General features: G+C 39.9%; 19 protein-coding genes. 5 read left to right on the top strand and 14 right to left on the bottom strand.

Translation table 11 applies throughout. The annotated features are described in order from the left end of the window. Nucleotides 1-82: 82 nt before the first annotated feature. From CRI9333_RS15665 to CRI9333_RS15640, 6 genes are all read right to left on the bottom strand, one after another. A complete protein-coding gene (locus tag CRI9333_RS15665) occupies nt 83-1246 on the bottom strand; it encodes an LptF/LptG family permease (protein ID WP_015204144.1) in 1164 nt (387 codons plus the stop codon). 98 nt (nt 1247-1344) lie between these two features. Continuing rightward, complete coding sequence (lptB, locus tag CRI9333_RS15660; RefSeq protein WP_015204143.1) at nt 1345-2073, bottom strand: LPS export ABC transporter ATP-binding protein; 729 nt, start codon at nt 2071-2073, stop codon at nt 1345-1347. Between the two features lie 71 nt (nt 2074-2144). Then, the gene (locus tag CRI9333_RS15655; protein WP_051035459.1) at nt 2145-2591 is read right to left on the bottom strand and encodes an LptA/OstA family protein; all 447 of its coding nucleotides are present in this window, start codon (nt 2589-2591) and stop codon (nt 2145-2147) included. A gap of 219 nt (nt 2592-2810) precedes the next feature. Further along, nucleotides 2811-3236, bottom strand: a complete 426-nt coding sequence (locus tag CRI9333_RS15650) for a DUF309 domain-containing protein (protein WP_015204141.1) — start codon at nt 3234-3236, stop codon at nt 2811-2813. A gap of 118 nt (nt 3237-3354) precedes the next feature. Then, a complete protein-coding gene (locus tag CRI9333_RS15645; RefSeq protein ID WP_015204140.1) occupies nt 3355-3720 on the bottom strand; it encodes a ferredoxin thioredoxin reductase catalytic beta subunit in 366 nt (121 codons plus the stop codon). Between the two features lie 62 nt (nt 3721-3782). Further along, nucleotides 3783-4946: a DUF58 domain-containing protein gene (locus CRI9333_RS15640; protein WP_041226080.1), complete on the bottom strand. Its 1164-nt coding sequence runs from the start codon at nt 4944-4946 to the stop codon at nt 3783-3785. A 246-nt stretch (nt 4947-5192) separates the two neighbouring features. Between CRI9333_RS15640 and CRI9333_RS15635 the strand changes: the two genes are divergently transcribed. Then, entirely contained in the window at nt 5193-6329 is a 1137-nt protein-coding gene (locus CRI9333_RS15635; protein WP_015204138.1) for a type IV pilus twitching motility protein PilT, read from the top strand. A 274-nt stretch (nt 6330-6603) separates the two neighbouring features. On the opposite strand, the gene CRI9333_RS15630 is transcribed toward CRI9333_RS15635, so the two are convergent. Both CRI9333_RS15630 and CRI9333_RS15625 read right to left on the bottom strand, forming a co-directional pair. Continuing rightward, nucleotides 6604-7986, bottom strand: coding sequence for a DUF2330 domain-containing protein (locus CRI9333_RS15630; RefSeq protein WP_015204137.1), 1383 nt, complete (start codon nt 7984-7986; stop codon nt 6604-6606). Nucleotides 7987-8011: 25 nt separating this feature from the next. Continuing rightward, nucleotides 8012-8935, bottom strand: a complete 924-nt coding sequence (locus CRI9333_RS15625) for an RnfABCDGE type electron transport complex subunit D (RefSeq protein ID WP_015204136.1) — start codon at nt 8933-8935, stop codon at nt 8012-8014. A 198-nt stretch (nt 8936-9133) separates the two neighbouring features. Between CRI9333_RS15625 and CRI9333_RS26810 the strand changes: the two genes are divergently transcribed. Then, on the top strand, nt 9134-9289 hold the full coding sequence (locus CRI9333_RS26810; RefSeq protein ID WP_157462335.1) for a hypothetical protein: 156 nt from the start codon (nt 9134-9136) through the stop codon (nt 9287-9289). Here CRI9333_RS26810 and CRI9333_RS15620 read toward each other — a convergent pair. The 3 genes from CRI9333_RS15620 to CRI9333_RS15610 all read right to left on the bottom strand — a co-directional run bounded on the left by CRI9333_RS15620 (nt 9281) and on the right by CRI9333_RS15610 (nt 13291). Further along, nucleotides 9281-10324 (bottom strand): hypothetical protein, encoded by a 1044-nt coding sequence (locus tag CRI9333_RS15620; RefSeq protein WP_015204135.1) that lies wholly within the window; start codon nt 10322-10324, stop codon nt 9281-9283. The two genes, CRI9333_RS26810 and CRI9333_RS15620, sit on opposite strands and share 9 nt — an antisense overlap. Nucleotides 10325-10375: 51 nt before the next feature. Further along, a complete protein-coding gene (locus tag CRI9333_RS15615) occupies nt 10376-12004 on the bottom strand; it encodes a mucoidy inhibitor MuiA family protein (RefSeq protein WP_015204134.1) in 1629 nt (542 codons plus the stop codon). An 81-nt stretch (nt 12005-12085) separates the two neighbouring features. Next, the gene (locus tag CRI9333_RS15610; protein ID WP_015204133.1) at nt 12086-13291 is read right to left on the bottom strand and encodes an RNA-guided endonuclease InsQ/TnpB family protein; all 1206 of its coding nucleotides are present in this window, start codon (nt 13289-13291) and stop codon (nt 12086-12088) included. A gap of 52 nt (nt 13292-13343) precedes the next feature. Here CRI9333_RS15610 and CRI9333_RS15605 point away from each other — a divergent pair, with 52 nt between their 5' ends. The 3 genes from CRI9333_RS15605 (at nt 13344) to CRI9333_RS28600 (ending at nt 14477) form a co-directional block, all read left to right on the top strand. After that, the gene (locus CRI9333_RS15605) at nt 13344-13499 is read left to right on the top strand and encodes a CopG family transcriptional regulator (protein WP_015204132.1); all 156 of its coding nucleotides are present in this window, start codon (nt 13344-13346) and stop codon (nt 13497-13499) included. 79 nt (nt 13500-13578) lie between these two features. After that, a complete protein-coding gene (locus CRI9333_RS28605) occupies nt 13579-13989 on the top strand; it encodes a helix-turn-helix domain-containing protein (protein WP_041225846.1) in 411 nt (136 codons plus the stop codon). 2 nt (nt 13990-13991) lie between these two features. Beyond that, on the top strand, nt 13992-14477 hold the full coding sequence (locus tag CRI9333_RS28600; RefSeq protein ID WP_041225848.1) for an HARBI1 family protein: 486 nt from the start codon (nt 13992-13994) through the stop codon (nt 14475-14477). A 476-nt stretch (nt 14478-14953) separates the two neighbouring features. Here CRI9333_RS28600 and CRI9333_RS15590 read toward each other — a convergent pair whose 3' ends face one another. From CRI9333_RS15590 to trpS, 3 genes are all read right to left on the bottom strand, one after another. After that, on the bottom strand, nt 14954-15616 hold the full coding sequence (locus CRI9333_RS15590; RefSeq protein ID WP_015204131.1) for a hypothetical protein: 663 nt from the start codon (nt 15614-15616) through the stop codon (nt 14954-14956). A 134-nt stretch (nt 15617-15750) separates the two neighbouring features. After that, nucleotides 15751-16635 (bottom strand): methylenetetrahydrofolate reductase, encoded by an 885-nt coding sequence (locus CRI9333_RS15585; protein WP_015204130.1) that lies wholly within the window; start codon nt 16633-16635, stop codon nt 15751-15753. Nucleotides 16636-16724: 89 nt separating this feature from the next. Further along, nucleotides 16725-17732 carry a tryptophan--tRNA ligase gene (trpS, locus tag CRI9333_RS15580; RefSeq protein ID WP_015204129.1) on the bottom strand — a complete coding sequence of 336 codons (1008 nt, stop codon included), beginning with the start codon at nt 17730-17732 and terminating at the stop codon, nt 16725-16727. Nucleotides 17733-17788: the final 56 nt, after the last annotated feature.

The following is a 17788-nucleotide window of genomic DNA, read 5'->3' as shown; positions in this document are numbered from 1 at the left end:
AGGCAGAAGCCAGGAGTCAGCAAGAATACTATACTTATCTTCCCCTGCCCCCCTGCCCCTCTGCCCCTCTGCCCCCCTGCTCCTATCGCGCTACCCGCAATACCATTACTCCTCCGGCTGTTAATCCGAAGATATTTGGCAACCAAGCTGCTAAAAAGGGAGATAGAACAGACACTTGACCAAGCGCACCGCTAATAAATGACAGTAGATAATAACTAAAAATTACTATTACACTCACACCGAAGCTAGTTGCTCTACCAGTACGTTGCGGTCTAATTCCCAAAGCAGCACCAACTATACCAAACACCAAACAAACAAAAGGTAAGGATATTTTTTGTTGAATACGCACTTTCAGCTTAGTAGTTTTTTTATCATCTCCGCTCATATTTAATATTTTTAAATATTCTAATGACTGAGCAATATTCATCTCACCATAGTCCCGACCCTTACTAGCTAAGTCTAATGGTGCTCTAGAAAGTCGCAGTTTTTGGTGTTCAAATTTTAAGATATTGCGGTAAGAAGCATCTGGAGCAACTATATAAATAGAACCATTAAAAAAATCCCAGGTATTTTCTTGAGTATTCCAAGTTGCTGAGTCTGCGGTAACAATTTGATTTAATCCTTTTCTAGACCAATCTAAAATGGTTAAGTTTTTCATTTGTTTACCATCAAACTTATCGGCATAAAATAAGCGTGCAAGCGTCTTTGTTTTTGCTCCGTTTACTTGCTCTTCCCGATATTCTGGATAAAAAATATTTTCTTCTTTTAAGGTTAACTGGTCTTTTTTAAGTGCTTGTGAAAGGGTTGTTGAGGCTTCATAGTTAGCAGCAGGCACTACTAATTCATTAAATAAGAAGGTCATGCCTGTTACCATAAAACTTAGAACAATGGCAGGCAATATCAGCCGATAGATGCTAATTCCACAACTCCGTAACGCAATGATTTCACTGTCGCTAGAAAAACGACTATATGTCATCAAACAGGTGAGAAGGGTAGACATCGGAAAAGCATAGACAATAAATTCTGGCATTTTTAATAACAAGACTTTGACGGCAATTGCGATCAAAAGTCCAGATTCAGCGACTTGCCGCACCAAATCAAATAAGCTACCAATGGCAACTCCTAAAGAAGAAAATGCACCAACGCCAAACAAAAACGGCATTAATAGTTCGATCGCAATGTATCGATCCATCACCGAGAAGCCAGGTAGCCGAGGTTGATAAAATTTAGATTTACTAAATGTCATTGTTAAATAAAACCATTATTAATGATGATTATGATCAAGGAAATAAAAAAAATAGGTGGTTAATTTTTTAGTTATGTTTACTGCAAAATTAATAAATTTCAACGTTGAAAGTTTTGACCTAAATAGTACTGCCGCACTAAAGGATTAGCATACAGTTCTTCAGCACTGCCAGAAGCGAGAATTTGTCCGTCGCGCATAATGTAGCCTCGATCTGTAATGGCGAGAGTTTCTCGAACGTTGTGATCGGTAATTAAGATACCCATTCTGCGATCGCGCAATTGGGCAATAATTTTTTGAATTTCTGATACCGCAATTGGATCAACCCCCGCAAACGGTTCATCTAAGAGCAAAAATTTTGGCCCATCTCTACCAGCAGCTAAAGCTCTGGCTATTTCCGTCCGTCGCCGCTCTCCGCCAGATACTTGATTACCCTTGGTATAAACTACTTTTTCGAGGCGAAACTCTTGAATTAAGGAACTTATTCGTCTACCCCACTCTCGGCGCGGTACATTAGTTTGTTCTAGTACTAACAAAATATTATCTAGCACGCTTAAATGCCGAAAAATACTAGGTTCCTGAGCTAGATAACCAATGCCCAGTCTCGCTCGTTCGTGCATGGGCAGATTGGTAATATCAAGTGCATCCAGTCGCACCCTACCCTGGTCTGGTTTTTCTAAACCAGTAGCCATATAAAATGTAGTTGTTTTACCCGCGCCATTAGGTCCAAGCAGTCCCACAATTTCCCCTTGGGAAACTGAGAGGCTGACCTTGTTCACTATTTGTCGCTTGTTATAGGACTTATGGACGTTCTCTAGGAAGATTTTCACTCTTTTTTGGCACTGCTATCAGGAAAGCCACATTTGATTGCGACTAAGCGTCAGGGGTTTCCAAATTACGTTTAGCGTTGAGGATTATTTGGCTCAGAAACAATATAAACAGATTCCACCTGCTTATTAGATTTAGGTAGTGCCACAAAACGCCCCTCATCAATTAGGTAAGTAATTGTCTCCCCACGCAGGCTATTGCCTTGCTGTAGGATATAAACATTGCCGCTCATTACAATGCGGCGTTCTCGGCTGAAATATTGAGCTTGTGCCGCAGTCCCTTGAATCTGTCTTGATGGATAAAGAACTTGCACATTGCCACGAGCCGTTACCACTCCAGTTTTAGAGTTATATTCTTGCACATCAGCACGAACGCTCAGAGGGCGATTATCTTGAGATGTTTGGGCTTGGGCGTTTTGGAGTTGCAAAGGCACTAGAGCGCCTGCAACCGCTATAGGAGCTATTAAAGCTAATCCTAACTGACGCTTTAAGGAATCAATTAATTTATGTGAAGAAATCATTGTTTGCACTGGCTTAAATGAACGTGATTGTGATACTACTATTAACGATAGTTTACCGAATCGGTTAAAATCGAGAATCTTACCACCTGCTGACATCTTTTGCTAGTAATGTCAACAAGCATATTGACGATTTCTGTGCAATCAAGTTTCTTGTGCATCAGGGGTTGAGGGTAAAAAGTCGAGTTTTTAGGGCGATCGCATTAAAAACTGATAATTAATTTAAGATGTACTTTCACTTTCTAGATTAGCTAAGTGAATTTTTGGCAAATGATATTTAGATCGATTGTTAGCTGTATCTGCGCCTTCTAGCTGCTCAACGAAATCCGCTATCTTCTCGGCTCCTAGCTCATGCAAAGTTGTTAATAAATCAGCACTTTCCATTACCAAATCCGTAACATTAATCTCCTCATATATAGGTTGGTAATTTTTGATGCGTGCAATTCCTTCCCCTAGTAAAACAACTGCACCACGCCAGTTATGATTTCCCAAGTGATAGCAGGCAACAGCTATTTGGAGGACACCTTGATAGAACCTTTTTTGTGGCTCTGATGCCTCCATCCACAAAGCCTCTAGGGTGTCGTGACAAGCATAAAATTCTTGTTGATTAAACTGTTCAACACCCTGGAGAAATTCCTTATTCTGCATAACAATTAACAATTACCTCAAAAGCTGAAATTGGGAGGTGAAATAGCCAAAGATGTTTTGATTTTCCATAACTCAATGTGCAGGGCAAGCAGGCTAAAAATTGTTAATTGTTAATTGCTCACGCCATACTTTCGCGAACAGCTATGATTTCTTCTAGGGAAATTTCTTGCTGCTGACCAGCAAAGTCATTATCTGAAGTTAAAAACAGCATACAGTGACATTCTTTGCGCTCACGCATAGGTACGCAAGGACAATTCCAGAAAGCAGCACTTACCTCGGCTTTTTTGTCTTCATAATGGCGACAAGGGCATAAGGGAGAGCCAAGATCGTCTTTGTGCTTCGCTAGTCCTTCAATGACTACAGCAGTAACCGAAGGATCAACACAGAAGTAAGTGCCTGTGCGCTTGGCATAAGTTTCGGAAAAATGCCGCATTGCCTCAAGATTTTTTTCGCTGGCTTGGTTATCAGTATTTGCTGGGTTCATGGGGTAAGATAACGGAATGTGAGCGTATGTTTTTGCATTTTACCCTAAGCTTCTTATATCAGTTACCAGTTGTTACTGAGCGGTTGCTGCAATTGAACTTGAAGCGGTTGTTCAGTGTTGATGCTTATACCAGGAAAATTATGGTTAGCTGACTTGATGGGTGTTGCTGATTGAGGTTGCCACAATACCCAGCGACTACCATGTGATAAGGAATTGAGAGTTACAGGATTTTGAGTTAACCAGATTAGAGGTAAGTTTGGTTGATCTCCGGCAGTAGCGTCTTCACCTGCATTAACGGCGGCTAGGGTTTCTAATACTACTCGGTTCCCCCACAGTAAACCTGTTGCGGCTGTCCAGAGTTTGGCATTAAGCCCAGACCTACCAGCATAAAAGTAGATGGAGGCTGCTGCAATTACTGCTTGTTCAAAATCTTCTAAATCCCAAACACCTGCGCTATCTAAGCCAATAATAACTTCTTGTCCCCCAGTAAATACTTCTAATTCACGTACTTTAAATTCACCATAGCGGGCGCTGGTACGCCAGTGGATTAAACGAATGGGATCGCCTACGCGGTATGGTCGTAAGGCGCGGGTAACGCCTTCTGTAGCGGCATGAGAGCGGCGATCGCGATTGTAATAAAGTGAGTTTTCATCTTGTCCCATTTGATCGACTAAGGGACAGCTATTGAGGGGTAACACTGTCGGATAAACAAAAGCTTTAGCTGGAACATCCCTAAAGCGACGACACCAAAATAATCCTAAAGGCGCACCTGTTCTCAACTGCACAGTGTCCCAGCGATAAACTCCTCTTTTTTGGGTTGGTTGATAATAAATCCATCGGTGGGCATCTTGAGATGGAATAGTTTCTAGGGAGATTTGTACAGGTTTACCTAGTACGAAAGGAAGTACATCTTGAACTTGCAGTAGCGTTTTTGGTTGCTTAGTTTGATTGATGATTTCTACTTCAATTGTTAATTGATCGCCTACTGTCACAGGAGGAATAGGGTTTCGCCGTACGATCAAGTCTCGCAGCGATCGCACTGATAAAACTGCCCCTAGTCCCAGCATGGCAAAGATAATTCCACTGATCACATATAGCCACCCTGCCATTGTATTAGTCGCGGCTGCGAAGAAACATATAGCAATTCCTAAAAGCAACCAACCTGCATAAGCAGGAGTTGCCCAGTGAGTTTCTAGCCAGCTAGTAATCCGGTTGATCACACCCATGCTTCCTTCTACTCTCTTAAGATCCCACCCTAGCAACTAAGATAACCTGTTGCTGTCCTAGTAGGGAGAAGGTAATTTAAAATCATTAGTGCTAGTCAAATTTGGGATAATTAACCACAGATGAACACAGATGCACACAGATGGTTTTACGGATTTTTGCAAAGAGTCTCTTAATTTCATTGATAGTAAAGCTGGCAGTTTCACTAATAGCTGTTATCCTGTTGCCAAGTGTTACTTCCTAGTCCAATGCAAATAGAACAGCCTGTTATCGCCAATGATACGCCTCCCTCAATCGCTATGCTGGTCAGGCACGCTCATGCTAATAAAGCATCTGATATTCATCTGCGCGTTGGTGAAGTTCCCAGATATCGCATACGTGGTCAGTTAGTACCTTTTGGTAAGCAATGGAAATTAACTTCCGAAATCTTTCAACAGTATTTAGTAGAGATTCTTACACCAGCGCAAATACAAGAATTTGCAGCTACTAGAGAGTTAGATACCGCGATTTTTTACCCTGGTTTTTTGCGCTGTCGAATAAATTGTTTTGAATCTCTCACAGGTGGCGCAATTGTGATGAGGTTAATTAGTCTAGATGTTCCTTCTATAGATGGTTTAGGTTTACCAGCAGTTTTAAAAAAAATTGCTAGTCGTAATGAAGGATTGATTTTAATTACAGGCGCTACAGGTTCGGGGAAATCAACAACGCTGGCTGCAATGATTCGTTATCTTAATGAAACTACTAATAAGCATATTGTCACTGTTGAAGATCCTATTGAATTTGTTCACACATCCCAAAATGCTTTAATTAGTCAACGGGAAGTGGGTTTGCATACTCACGATTTTCATAATGCTTTGCGGTCGGTGTTAAGGGAAGATCCAGATGTAATATTGATTGGAGAAATGCGCGATCGCATTACCGTTAATACCGCCCTACAAGCAGCCCAAACGGGTCACTTAGTTTTAGGTACTCTACATACCCGCAATGCTATCAATGCCCTTAATCGGTTGTTAAATCTCTATGAGGCAAACGAACAGCAAGCTATGCGGATTCAAATTACTGAGTCTTTGATCGCTGTAGTTGCTCAAATGCTAGTACCTACAACTGATCAGCGTCGTGTTGCGGTTCACGAAATTCTCATTAATACACCTGCCATGCAAGATTATCTACTCAAGGGAGAGGAAGATGAAGCGTTGCGATTGATGGAAAGTAATACTACAGAAGGTATGCAAGTTCTCAATCATGCGCTCTATAAACAAGTATTAAGTAAGCGAGTAACAATTGAGGAAGCCAAAAAAGCTTCTCCTGACCCCTATGATTTAGATCGTCGTGTCCGTACTGGAGATATGGACGGATCTTCCTTAACTCGTGAATTTGGTTTGTAATTTTAAAGTTGCTTCAAAATCAAAATATTTAGATCAAACAGTTAGGCAAATCAACTAATAGCTTTTAAATCTTCAATTAAGCGATCGCACATTTAATTTTTCGTAGCATAGGGTATTTTGTGAATGGCAAATTGATCAACCAAGTCCATAAAAATATAAAATCTTTCCTCCCCGTTTACAGCAATGTGTAGAGACATACTATAATACGTCTCTACATCAAATATTTGTATCTCTGATTTTCCGAATTGTTATTACTACTTAGCTAATAACTTGATTATTTCCTGCGACGCTTTCTTGTAGGCATCATAATTAAAACCAAGGGAGCAACCAAGGATAAAGACCAGAGTTTTCTCCAAAAAGGAGTAGGCTTGCTATCAGGAATATCATTAATATCCATTTTCTTACGGATATCCTGAATATTCCATCCTGTCAGTTTAGCTAAATTTTGTGCTTCCTTTTCAAACCGTGAACGTAAAGACCGCTTGTATTCTTGACCTGCTTGACAAGAAGCATTTCCGGTAAAGGGATGACGTAAAACATAACGACCTTGGAAGGATGTTTGATTTGATGTTTCTTGAAACATTAAATCTTCTGGGAATTTATCGCGGGTATAACGGACGTGCAAACGAGTGATAAATACATTAGATCTTCCTCCCTCCTCTGTCCAAAACACACCTGCTTTCTTAAGTTCTTCTGGTGACAGTGGTTGGGCAGAACAAGGGTCACAGTTACCCATATCCCAAGCGTATTCTAAAAATGCTACCTTTTTATCTTCACTCTTGTAAGAATTTTGGAACATAGTTTTGTAGAAACCGCCAAACTCCTGTTTCACATAAAGCGGTATCTCGGTATTTGAAGGAATATTTACTGTGCGATAATTAGTGATTTCTGTTTGACCTTTGGGTGATAAAAGATAAACGATTAAATCTTGCTCACTGGTAGAATTAATCATTCCTAAACGAATCGGCAACATAAATTTAGGAGATTCATAAGCTATCATTAGTGGGCGCAGATTTTGATAGCCAGATTTGTCAAATTCTTCTAGGTTGACTTTAGCAACGAAGAATTTCATGTTTTGCCGAATGTAAGGCTTTAAGAGTTGGTTAGCGCCTTGAGGAATTTTGTAGTTATTGCGGTTAAGCCATGTTTCTAAACCGTTAGATTCTTTAGCACTGAGAACTAAAATGTCATATTCTCCGACGGAGAATTTTGATTCTATCGTGACACCCAAGGCATTATCACTTGCAGCCTGACCTCTTGCTGCTCCTAATGTGGGCGGCGCTGGCGCACTGGGCATTGCTTCATACATCATTGGTCTACAAGGGTCGGAGTCGAAATATTCGACCAGTCGTGGGGCGCTAAAGGCATCTAGGCGTTCGATTATTTTCGGGTCGCCAACGTGAACTTGTTCTTTTTGGAGTACTACGGGTACTGGGACAACAAGGGCAAAATCTTTGGCATTTCCTTGATAGTCGTTTGCCATTGTTAGAATAGTGCGATCGCCCTCATGGGCAATAATTACTTGTGACGCTTTGTTGTAAAGTTTTGTATCAGCTTTAGATACATAGAATCCACAAAAAGCCCAAGCACTAGGGGTAAAACAAACAACAGCTATCAACACTATTAACAGCGTTTTCAAAATTCTTAATATCTTCATACCAACCTCCTCTAAATTAGTAAAATTATGATTGGGCAATTTCAACTGTTACAGCATCTTTTAGATCATCCTCAACTAAATTGGTAGGCAAACTGGTAAATTTTTCTAGCCATTTAAATTGTGGCGCTGACCAGAAAAAATCAAAAATTATACTTAATGGTGATAAAGCAAACAAAGCCCAAAATACTGCTGTAGACACAAAGTATTGATTACGCAGGATAAAAGTTAATCCAGCAATACAAACAGCCCATAATATTCTACTAATACGGGCATTGGGAATTGAGCGCGGATCTGTAATCATAAATAAAGCAAACAGCAACAATGAGCCACTCATTAACCGATGTAAATAAACATCAAAAGTCCAACCCAACCAAAAATTTCTGATTGCTTCCAATAAAGCGTAACTACCTAAAAAAGCAGCCGTTGTATCCCATCTACCAACTCGTTTTAATACTATTCCACCAGTACCAGCAAATAAAAGTGCATACCACCACTCATCTCCCCATTGTCCAGGGGAAACCCAAGCATCTTTGGTAAGAATCAATACACAGATAATGCCAAAATTAGCAGGATTAAAGAAATGTTTTTGATTAACTTTAAATATAAACTTACTTAATATTGCTAATGTTCCTGCTAGTACCATTGTGGGATAATTATCGGCTCTTAGGAGCAAACTAAGACCCAACGCTGTGATTGTGGCGCTTTTAAGAGAAAGCAATTTTTCATTAGTTGTAATTGGGTTAATCTCTGGTGAAAAGTTTTTATTTTCAAACAAAAAATATCTGATTTTTGGAAAAATAGAGATTGCTAACCATTGAGTAATTAGACAAGTGGCTATTAGCGTTAAAATTAACTCAGGTCTTAGTGTCCAGTCTCTAGTACTGATACCTAAAACTAGGAAGGTAGAGAGAAATAAAATTTGATAATCACGAGCATCTTGTAGCAGCATTACTAATTGATTAAAAAATGACGGTAGGCTTAATTTAGATACAGCAAAGCTTTCAGTAGTGGGTTTGTAACGAATTTGTTACAAAACTACTGTGAGCGTTATAGATTTAAGATGCACAAAGTAAGTCAATTGTTGCCAGTATGCGTTAATTTTTGATGCCGGATTTAGCCGTTACATTTTAAGTAACAAAATAGACCAATGAGTAAAAATCACAAATTGGTGTTTTTTAATCGCAGATGTCAGCAGATGGACGCAGATGGCGCAGATGTCACCAAGATTTTATTGACTAGGGCTACGAGGTCTAATAATCTACAAGGGAGTATTGAATCTTCCCCATCTTTAGGTTTAATTTAGGTTTAGCCAGGTTTCGAGTGGCGCAGTTGAGTTAACCAAATTCATACCAGCATCGGCAAACTTCGCGAAAGCATCATCAGCTTGTTCTGTGTAATCCACAACTCCATGAACTACGACTGGTGATGTGCAATCTTCCAGAAGATAGATCTTTTGAGCTAAGTTAGGATTTTGTGCTGTGATTTCTGTTAATAAATCTTCAATTGTCCACGCTACACAGTGACTCTTAGCTTGACCAGCAATGATTACTGCATCAAATTCCAGCAGATGTTGAATAAAGCTGGTATTTTTCTGGGCTATTGGTTGTCCATTAACATCTTGTAAAACTTCCGCACTCAATACAGAATAGTTTTCAGTTAAAGGATTATCACCTTTAATTTCAAATCTGGTTGGGCTACTTCTAGCAATGCTATGAAAGAATAATGCCTCTTCTACTGCTGAAACTAAGGCATGACCAATGCCTCCCAGCATGGAATGATAAGGCCAAACTGTTAAGGGATACTTACCAGCACTACTGAGTTGCTGTACATAATGAAAAGCGTGTGCTTGCAATGTAGAGTAATCGCCACCACTAATATCAGCAACAGCAGGATTTACTTTCCATATACCTTGTTGAATATCGGTGGGGGTAATGTTGGTAGCGGCGGGTGTGGGGTGTTCGCCAGCATCGTTAATCCAGAAGACGGGATGGAAGATTTGCATAGCGGTGTGAGTATCCATTGTAGGTGCGATCGCGCTAATCACTCCCAAATTTCGATAAATAAATTCACACAACCGCACATTATCATCTACAGCACCCGTACCGCTTCTACCGCCAACAAACAGTTCAAATTCAGGCAAGCAAAACGTATTCTGCACATCAATTAATAATAAGCAAATACGAGTTTTATCCTGCGATGCTGGTGAAATCTCGTACTTTTTAGCCCAATCTTTCGCATCAACAGCCCTTTGTTGATAGGGTACTCGCCACACTTGCCCCACCTTTTGAGCATCAAAGTGTGAGGGAATGGGTAGTTGAGTTATTGTTTTTAAAATCATAAATTTTGCCTCGTCATTGGTCATTGATAATTGTTAATTGAACAGAGTTGCTTACAAATTTAGCCCAACTACTGATAAATCAGGTGAATGCTCAACTATGAATTGATAATATATTTCCTGTTTAGATTGAGGCGACAGCATTAGTGACCATTCTAGTATTCCCATCTTATCCGCTTCAATTTGGGGATTGCAGCGCGTCAGGCGTATTTTAATTTGTTCGTTACGGCTGAGTGGTACTTGTTCAGATAGTTGAATAGTAACTTGCTCGTCACGTAAATTAGTAATTACCAGGCGATAGGCATAGGTAGTCCGACGGTGATTGCCTATCAACTTTTTATCTACCTGACGCTCAACTAAATCGCGCTCGATTTTTAAACTTTCATCAATACCTAAGTTGAGTTTAAACTCTTGATTGGGTGCAATATTCTCTAGTTGGGTAGTACCGACAAAAGTGTTGTCCCGAAAGATATTTGCTTTACCAGCTAATAAAGTTGCACCTGTTTGAGGATTAGTCACAGTTGCTTGCAGATAAGCAAAGCTAACTAGCCGAGGAATAGCAATATACTCTTTGCGACACGGATAATCGTCGCTGAAAATCGTTACTTTATGAGGTGTGCCATCAGAGGGGATATTGCTACTTTGTTTGAGTTGGAAAGTAACGACACCCCCTTGCGTTGATACTTCTGCTGCTACAGTTTCAACTGCAAACATAGCATCAGGCTCTTCGTAGTCTTCTGGAAGATTAGCAGACCTTCGCATCCTTTGCCGGGACATATCCATTGGGGCGCTAGGTAATGCCATCGGTGGAGGTGGGTAATCTATTCTTGGTCTGAGAATATCGACATACCAAGGATTTAACTTGGGTGGTAATGTTCCTAGTTCTGGTTTAGCTGTGGAAAGAGTAAGAAACGCATCTATCCAATCTTCACCAGTACGTTGCTGTACTTCTGCTAAATAGTTGATATTTACTCGTTCACCGTTGTCACTAATTTGTAAATCGTAAAGTGGTATCCAGCTAGCTTGCCTAACAACGTAGGATACTTCGATTTCAAAATTGCAAGCAGCAGTAGGGGCTATGGTGACAATTAGGTTTAAACTTTCTTGAACGCGAGGTTTTTCCAGTCGTTGCAACTGTTGGCGGAGTATCTGTAGCTGCTGGTTAATGTCGTTACGCTGCTGTTCATTTTGGGTAATAATGCTGGAATAATCGTTATAGTGCTGCCCTAAAAAGTTGAGTAAATCACTGGCTTCATTAATTCCGACCTGTTGACTGGCTAAACTTTTTGAGAAACGCTCAACAGATTTTTCACTCAGGGAGTGGATAAAATTCCGTTGTAATTGCACAGATGCTAAGATATTTTGAATACCTCGTTCTTGTGCTTCTAACTCTCGAATTTGTTGAGTTAACTCAGCAAGGCGTTGATCAACAGATTCAACCCGGGATACAATTTTTGTGCTAATTTCTAATACCCGTACTGGTTGGGTTCCCGCACCGCTAACCCTTAGAGATTCTGGATTTAGAATTGCTGGTAGCCCTAAAATTAGAAGTTCTTTTTCTTGACCATCCAGCGCTATAACACCACGTCGTCTGATTCTGGCTTGCTCTGTATAGATTGTTACTGCACAGATTTGAGTATCTACTGTCTTACTGATATCAGAATTGGATGTTTCTAAGTTCACACAAATCAACCTTAAGAATAGTGTTCTGAACACTATCCTGGCAGAAGAATGGAAATTTTACCCTAGTTGACACTCTCGCCGTCAAGCTTGCGCTGTGACGGGAGATTCTTGCCTCAATGAAACCCGCTCTTTGATGCAAGCACCATTAAGTCTTACAGTCTCTCCACAAGCTTGTAATTCGGTATGTCCTACCGTATTTGACAGTATTTTCAAGCCTTCTTCCCTAATATTCCTTGCTGCATTTTCGTCACGATCATGTTGAGTTTGACAGCTTGGACAAACCCATTCACGAATACTTAAATTCAAGGAATTATTCTTAAACTTGCAGCAATTACAAAGTTTCGTACTTGGAAAAAATCTGTCAACTTGAATAAATGTTCCGCTTTCTCGTTCCAGTTTGTAGCCTATAAAATTAAGCAGCATTCCAAAACCAGCATCATGTATTGATTTTGCTAATTTAGTACGTGCTAATCCTTTAATACAAAGGTTTTCTACTACAATGACTTGGTTTTCGTCAACTAACTGTCTTGAGAGTTTATGCAAAAAATCTTGTCTCGTATTTGTTATTTTTTCATGGACTTTCGCTACTTTTTTGACCGATAAACGTCTATTATTAGACCCCTTAACTTTGCGACTTAACGCTTTTTGTCTACGCCTTAAACGCTTGGCATACTTACGAGTTGGTTTAATGGGGTCAACTTTTTGATAAATTTTACCATCAAATACAGTAACTAAACTGTTTAATCCCAGGTCTATCCCTGATATTTTCCCTTGCTTTTTAGCAGCTAAATCATCAGTTTCAAATAAGATTGCTGCAAAATATTTATCTGTGCTATTTATCGAAACTGTTACAGATTTAATTTTACCGTTAATACTTTTTGAGATTGAAGCTTTAACAATTCCAAGTTTGGGCAGTTTTAAACCACCATTTTTGATTGAACAGCTTTCAGGGTAACGGATTGACTGATGCCTATGCTTACTTTTATATTTGGGGAATCTTGCCCTTTTAAAAAAGAAATTCTTAAAGGCTGATTCTAAGTTTTTAAGAGTTTGTTGTAAGGTAGCAGCAGTTACTTCTGTTAACCATTCATAATCAGATAGCTTTTTAAGTTGGGTTAAGTCGAGTGCCATATCACAATAGCTCATTCCCTTACCCGTTTCTTGATACTGAGTGTTAGTTTTATTTAGGTAATAATTAAACACAAAACGGGAACAGCCAAAGCTTTTAGTCAGTGCTTCTCGCTGTCCCTTGTTTGGATAAATTTTTACCTTTAAAACATCTAACATCAGTAAAATCTCACCTGTGTTATATTTTCAATTGTACTCCACTCGTGGGAATATGACAAGAGAGAAAAGTATTAAAGTTAGACTAACTGAGGAAGAATTTGAACAGATTAATCTTTATGCTAAAACTAAGGATTTTTCTGTGTCTGAAGTTATACGTGATTATATTAAACGCTTGCCTAAAATGGATTCGCTACGCTCAATTTATTAGTTGGTCGCCAATAGACATCTCCAAAAAATAAACTGGGTAGCCCAAAAGGATAGTAAAATTGTATTTTTAACTGCTGGGCATGAGTTCTTTACTGGAATACATTACATCTAACCCTCAAGAAACTAAACGGTTGTTGGGAATTGATTACCAACAGTTGCAATGGCTAATCGTAGAAGCAGAAGCTCTCTTCAACCAATTCCAAGGTGGAGAAGAAGAAACCAAGATTAGAATAATAAAAAAAGGTGGTGGTAGAAAGCCAAAATTATCTGTGACAGAGCAGATATTATTAACTTTAGTTTATCTGCACCATATGCCGACATTTCAACTACTAGGTGTGCAGTTCGGGGTAAGTGAATCAACGGCACACAATATATTCCATGACTGGATAAAAATTTTGGGTGAATTGTTGCCAGCATCTCTTTTAGAACAAGTAAAAAAAAAGGCAATGATTGGAAAAGGTATAAAGAAGTCCTGGAGCAGTGGGTATTAGTAGTGGATAGCTCAGAACAAGCTAGAGCAAGACCTACCGACTACAGCGAACAGAAAAAGTTTTATTCAGGGAAGAAGAAAAATCATACACTAAAAAACCAGTTTATTATTTTACCAGATGGTTCAGAAATAGTCGATGTAACAATAGGAAAACCTGGCCCAAGTAGCGATATTAATATGTTTAGAGAAAGATTGGCAAATTTTGAGGTTAGTCAGAAGTTTAAAGCGGATAAAGGTTATCTAGGAGAAAACCAAATTGAAACACCCCATAAAAAACGTAAAAATCAAGAATTAAGCCCTCAACAAAAGCAAGAAAACAAAGAAATATCAACGCAACGAATTGTAGTTGAACATATCATTAGATTGGTGAAAATATTTCGGATAGCCCAGGACAGATTTAGGTTAAGATCACAACATTATGACCAAGTAATCCAGATAGTTTGTGGTTTAGTTAGGTTGAGGATCGGAGCCTTAATACTAGCAGTGTAAAAATCTGAATTTTTAAGAGATTATTGCTGTGTAAGCCTGTTGATCTTTGGGTTCTAAATTAACTGGATTTAGCTCAAAGCCTGATTAAGTCGTATTTATGATCGAGCGATCGCACAAACTTAAAAACCATCAAAACCTTTCATAGAAAGGTTTTGATGGTTCCTGGAGATGTCTATTCATCTCCCCGTTAACAAGAGCAGGTGTAACGGGAGTCCTCTGGCTCCATTTTTGATAGACTTATTGCAAAAATCGAAATGTTACTAGGACTTACGCAGAGATCCCCCTAAATCCCCCTTAAAAAGGGGGACTTTGAATTTCCCTTCTTTTTAAGGGGGCTAGGGGGATCTAGGTTTCAGGCTTTCGGTGCGTAAGTCCTATTACTTACCTCACCAAGCGGGAAGTAATAAATAGCGTTCCATCCCTTTAATAAGGGGAGGGTTAATATCAGTAATGCCTGCCAGAGGTGTAATGATTTATTACTTAAGCTTGACAGAATTGAGGAAAGCTTTAGCATCAGGAGCATCTACCTTGCCATCTTTGGCTGCAAATACAGCTTGATAAGCTTTGAGGTTTTTAGGATTAATAAATATCCGTGCTTTAGCACTTAAACCATTCGGCAGAGTCATGAGAAATTCTCTGCCTGGATATTCACCTTGACTAATTTTTGTTTCGTTTTTGACAGTCGCTCCAACTGTCTTAGCCATACTATCTCGACCACCATCTAAAATTTTGTCAACATTCACATTAGTAAGTTTCCCTCCTTTAGGGGTAGGTAAATTAACATGACCAGTTAAATATAAACGCTGTTTGGCATTATCAATATATCTAACTTCGGTTCCAGAAATTTCACTTTGTTGGGCTTTAGAAGCTCTTTTCTGCTCGTTAGGTTTCTCTGGAAATTTAGCGCTATATTTTCCGTCTTTTGAAGAATAGTTATACCAATTTTTGCTGACAGCAGATTCATTAGAACTAGCAGTTGTTTTGGCAGATTCAGCAGATGATGCTGGCACATTCGAGACAGGCGAAGATGTGGAAGTGGGCGATTGAGCAGGGGTGGGTGTATTAGCTTGTTTGCTGCTATTACAAGCAGTCACGGGAATAATTAAACCAAAAATAATGGCTAGTAAACGCAGTTTCATATTGCAATTATTGAAAACACTTATTGGGCAACAAACCTGAAGAAGTAAATTCCGCGACACTACACACGATCAGAGATTACGGTTTTTTGTAATGATTGGTGATTGGTCATTGATAATTGTTCATTGTTAATTGTTCATTGATCAGGGATTCCAGCTAAATCTAGTATTTCGGGAATCAAGTCTTCTCGCTTGACTGCCATCATGTGAATACCTTGGCAAAGTTGACGCGCTACCTGGACTTGTTCGGCGGCAATTTTAATTCCTTCTTGCAAAGGATCTGATGCACTTGCCAAACGGTCAATTGTGTGTTGTGGAATGTGGACTCCTGGTACGCAGCGATTAATAAATTCGGCATTTTTAGCAGATTTTAGTAAAAAAATACCAGCTAAAATCGGCTTGTCTGTACCAGCAGCGATTTGATCCATAAATTTTTCCAGTTTGTCAAAGTTAGAAATTAGCTGACTTTGGAAAAATTGTGCGCCTGCTTCTACTTTGCGTTCAAACCTGCGCTGTAGTCCAGACCAACTAGAAGACTCTGGATCGACTGCGGCACCAACAAATAAGTCTGTAGCACCGTCAGTTAAGGGTTTATCGTTACAATCAAGTCCGTGATTGAGTTTGCGAATTAGTTGCAGTAGGCGTACTGATTCTAGATCAAAAACACTTTTAGCGTCGGGATGATCGCCTGCTTTGACTGGATCGCCTGTGAGGGCGAGGATGTTGCGAATGCCCAGGGCGTGTGCGCCCATGAGGTCAGCTTGTAATCCGATGCGGTTGCGATCGCGACAAGCTAATTGACAAATTGGTTCAATTCCGTGCTGTAACAAAATCACAGAAGCAGCAACAGGAGACATCCGCAACACGGCGCGACTACCATCAGTAACATTGACGGCGTGGACTCTACCTTTGAGGGTTTGTGCCATCCGCACCATGAGTGCTGGATCGCCTCCCTTTGGCGGTGCTACCTCTGCGGTAACTAGAAATTCACCAGCCTTGACGGCAGCACGAAAATTATTCATTCTGAAATTGGGACTGACTGTATAGATATATTGTGGACTTTTGATTAGTCTACAATCCTAAATTGGTTAAAACTGGAAAGCGAATATTTTCACAGTGGGACAGAGTAACCTAATGCTGCTTTCACTTTAGCTAGGGTGTCAGATGCGATCGCTTCCGCCTTTTGCCGCCCATCACGCAATACAGACTCCAGATAACCCTTGTCGTCCATGACTTCTTTATACTTATCCTGAATCGGCTTGAGGGCTGTAACTGCGGTATCTGCAAGCAAAGGTTTAAACTGCCCCCAGCCCATATCCTGACACTCTGTTGCGACCTCTGCTTTACTCTTGCCAGAAAGTAGCATATATAAAGTTAACAAATTGTTGCACTCAGGTCTTTCTGGGTCGTCAAATGTTAAACCTTTAACTGGATCGGTTTTACAACGTTTAATCTTCTTCTGAATCTCCTCTGGCGAATCTAACAGATTAATTCTGCTCAACTCTGAAGGATCAGACTTAGACATCTTGCGCGTACCATCAGTGAGACTCATTACCCTTGCGCCTTCAGCCCGAATTAATGGTTCTGGTAGCTTCAAAACAGGCTTTTTACGGGCAAATTGATGGTTAAATCTGGCAGCAATATCGCGTGTTAGTTCTAGGTGTTGCTTTTGATCTTCCCCTACCGGAACTTTATCCGCTTGGTAAAGCAAAATATCTGCCGCCATTAATACGGGATAGTCTAGTAAACCTGTGCCAACATTTTCCCCTTGTTTAATCGCTTTTTCCTTGAACTGGATCATATCTTGCAACCAGTTTAGAGGCGTAATGCAGTTAAGTAGCCAAGTAAGTTCACTATGGGCAGATATATGAGATTGGACAAAGATGTTAGAGTATTGCAAATCAATGCCACAAGCTAAATATAGTGCGGCAATGGTGTACGTATCTGATGCCAACGTCGCAGGGTTGTGTGGCGCTGTAATTGCGTGTAAATCTACTACACAGAAGTAATTTTCGTACTGGCTTTGATTTTCTACCCAGTTGCGTATTGCACCCAGATAATTACCCAGGTGAAGATTACCAGTAGGTTGTACCCCAGAAAGAACTCGCTGCTTACCCATTGTGTTCGGTTAAATATTGGTGCTGAACTGCCCAGCAAATAATATCAACAAATTGT

The sequence above is a fragment of the Crinalium epipsammum PCC 9333 genome (assembly GCF_000317495.1).
Taxonomy (GTDB): domain Bacteria; phylum Cyanobacteriota; class Cyanobacteriia; order Cyanobacteriales; family PCC-9333; genus Crinalium; species Crinalium epipsammum.
The sequence above is the reverse complement of the archived record's forward strand: the minus strand, read 5'-3'. Positions and strand labels throughout refer to the sequence as shown.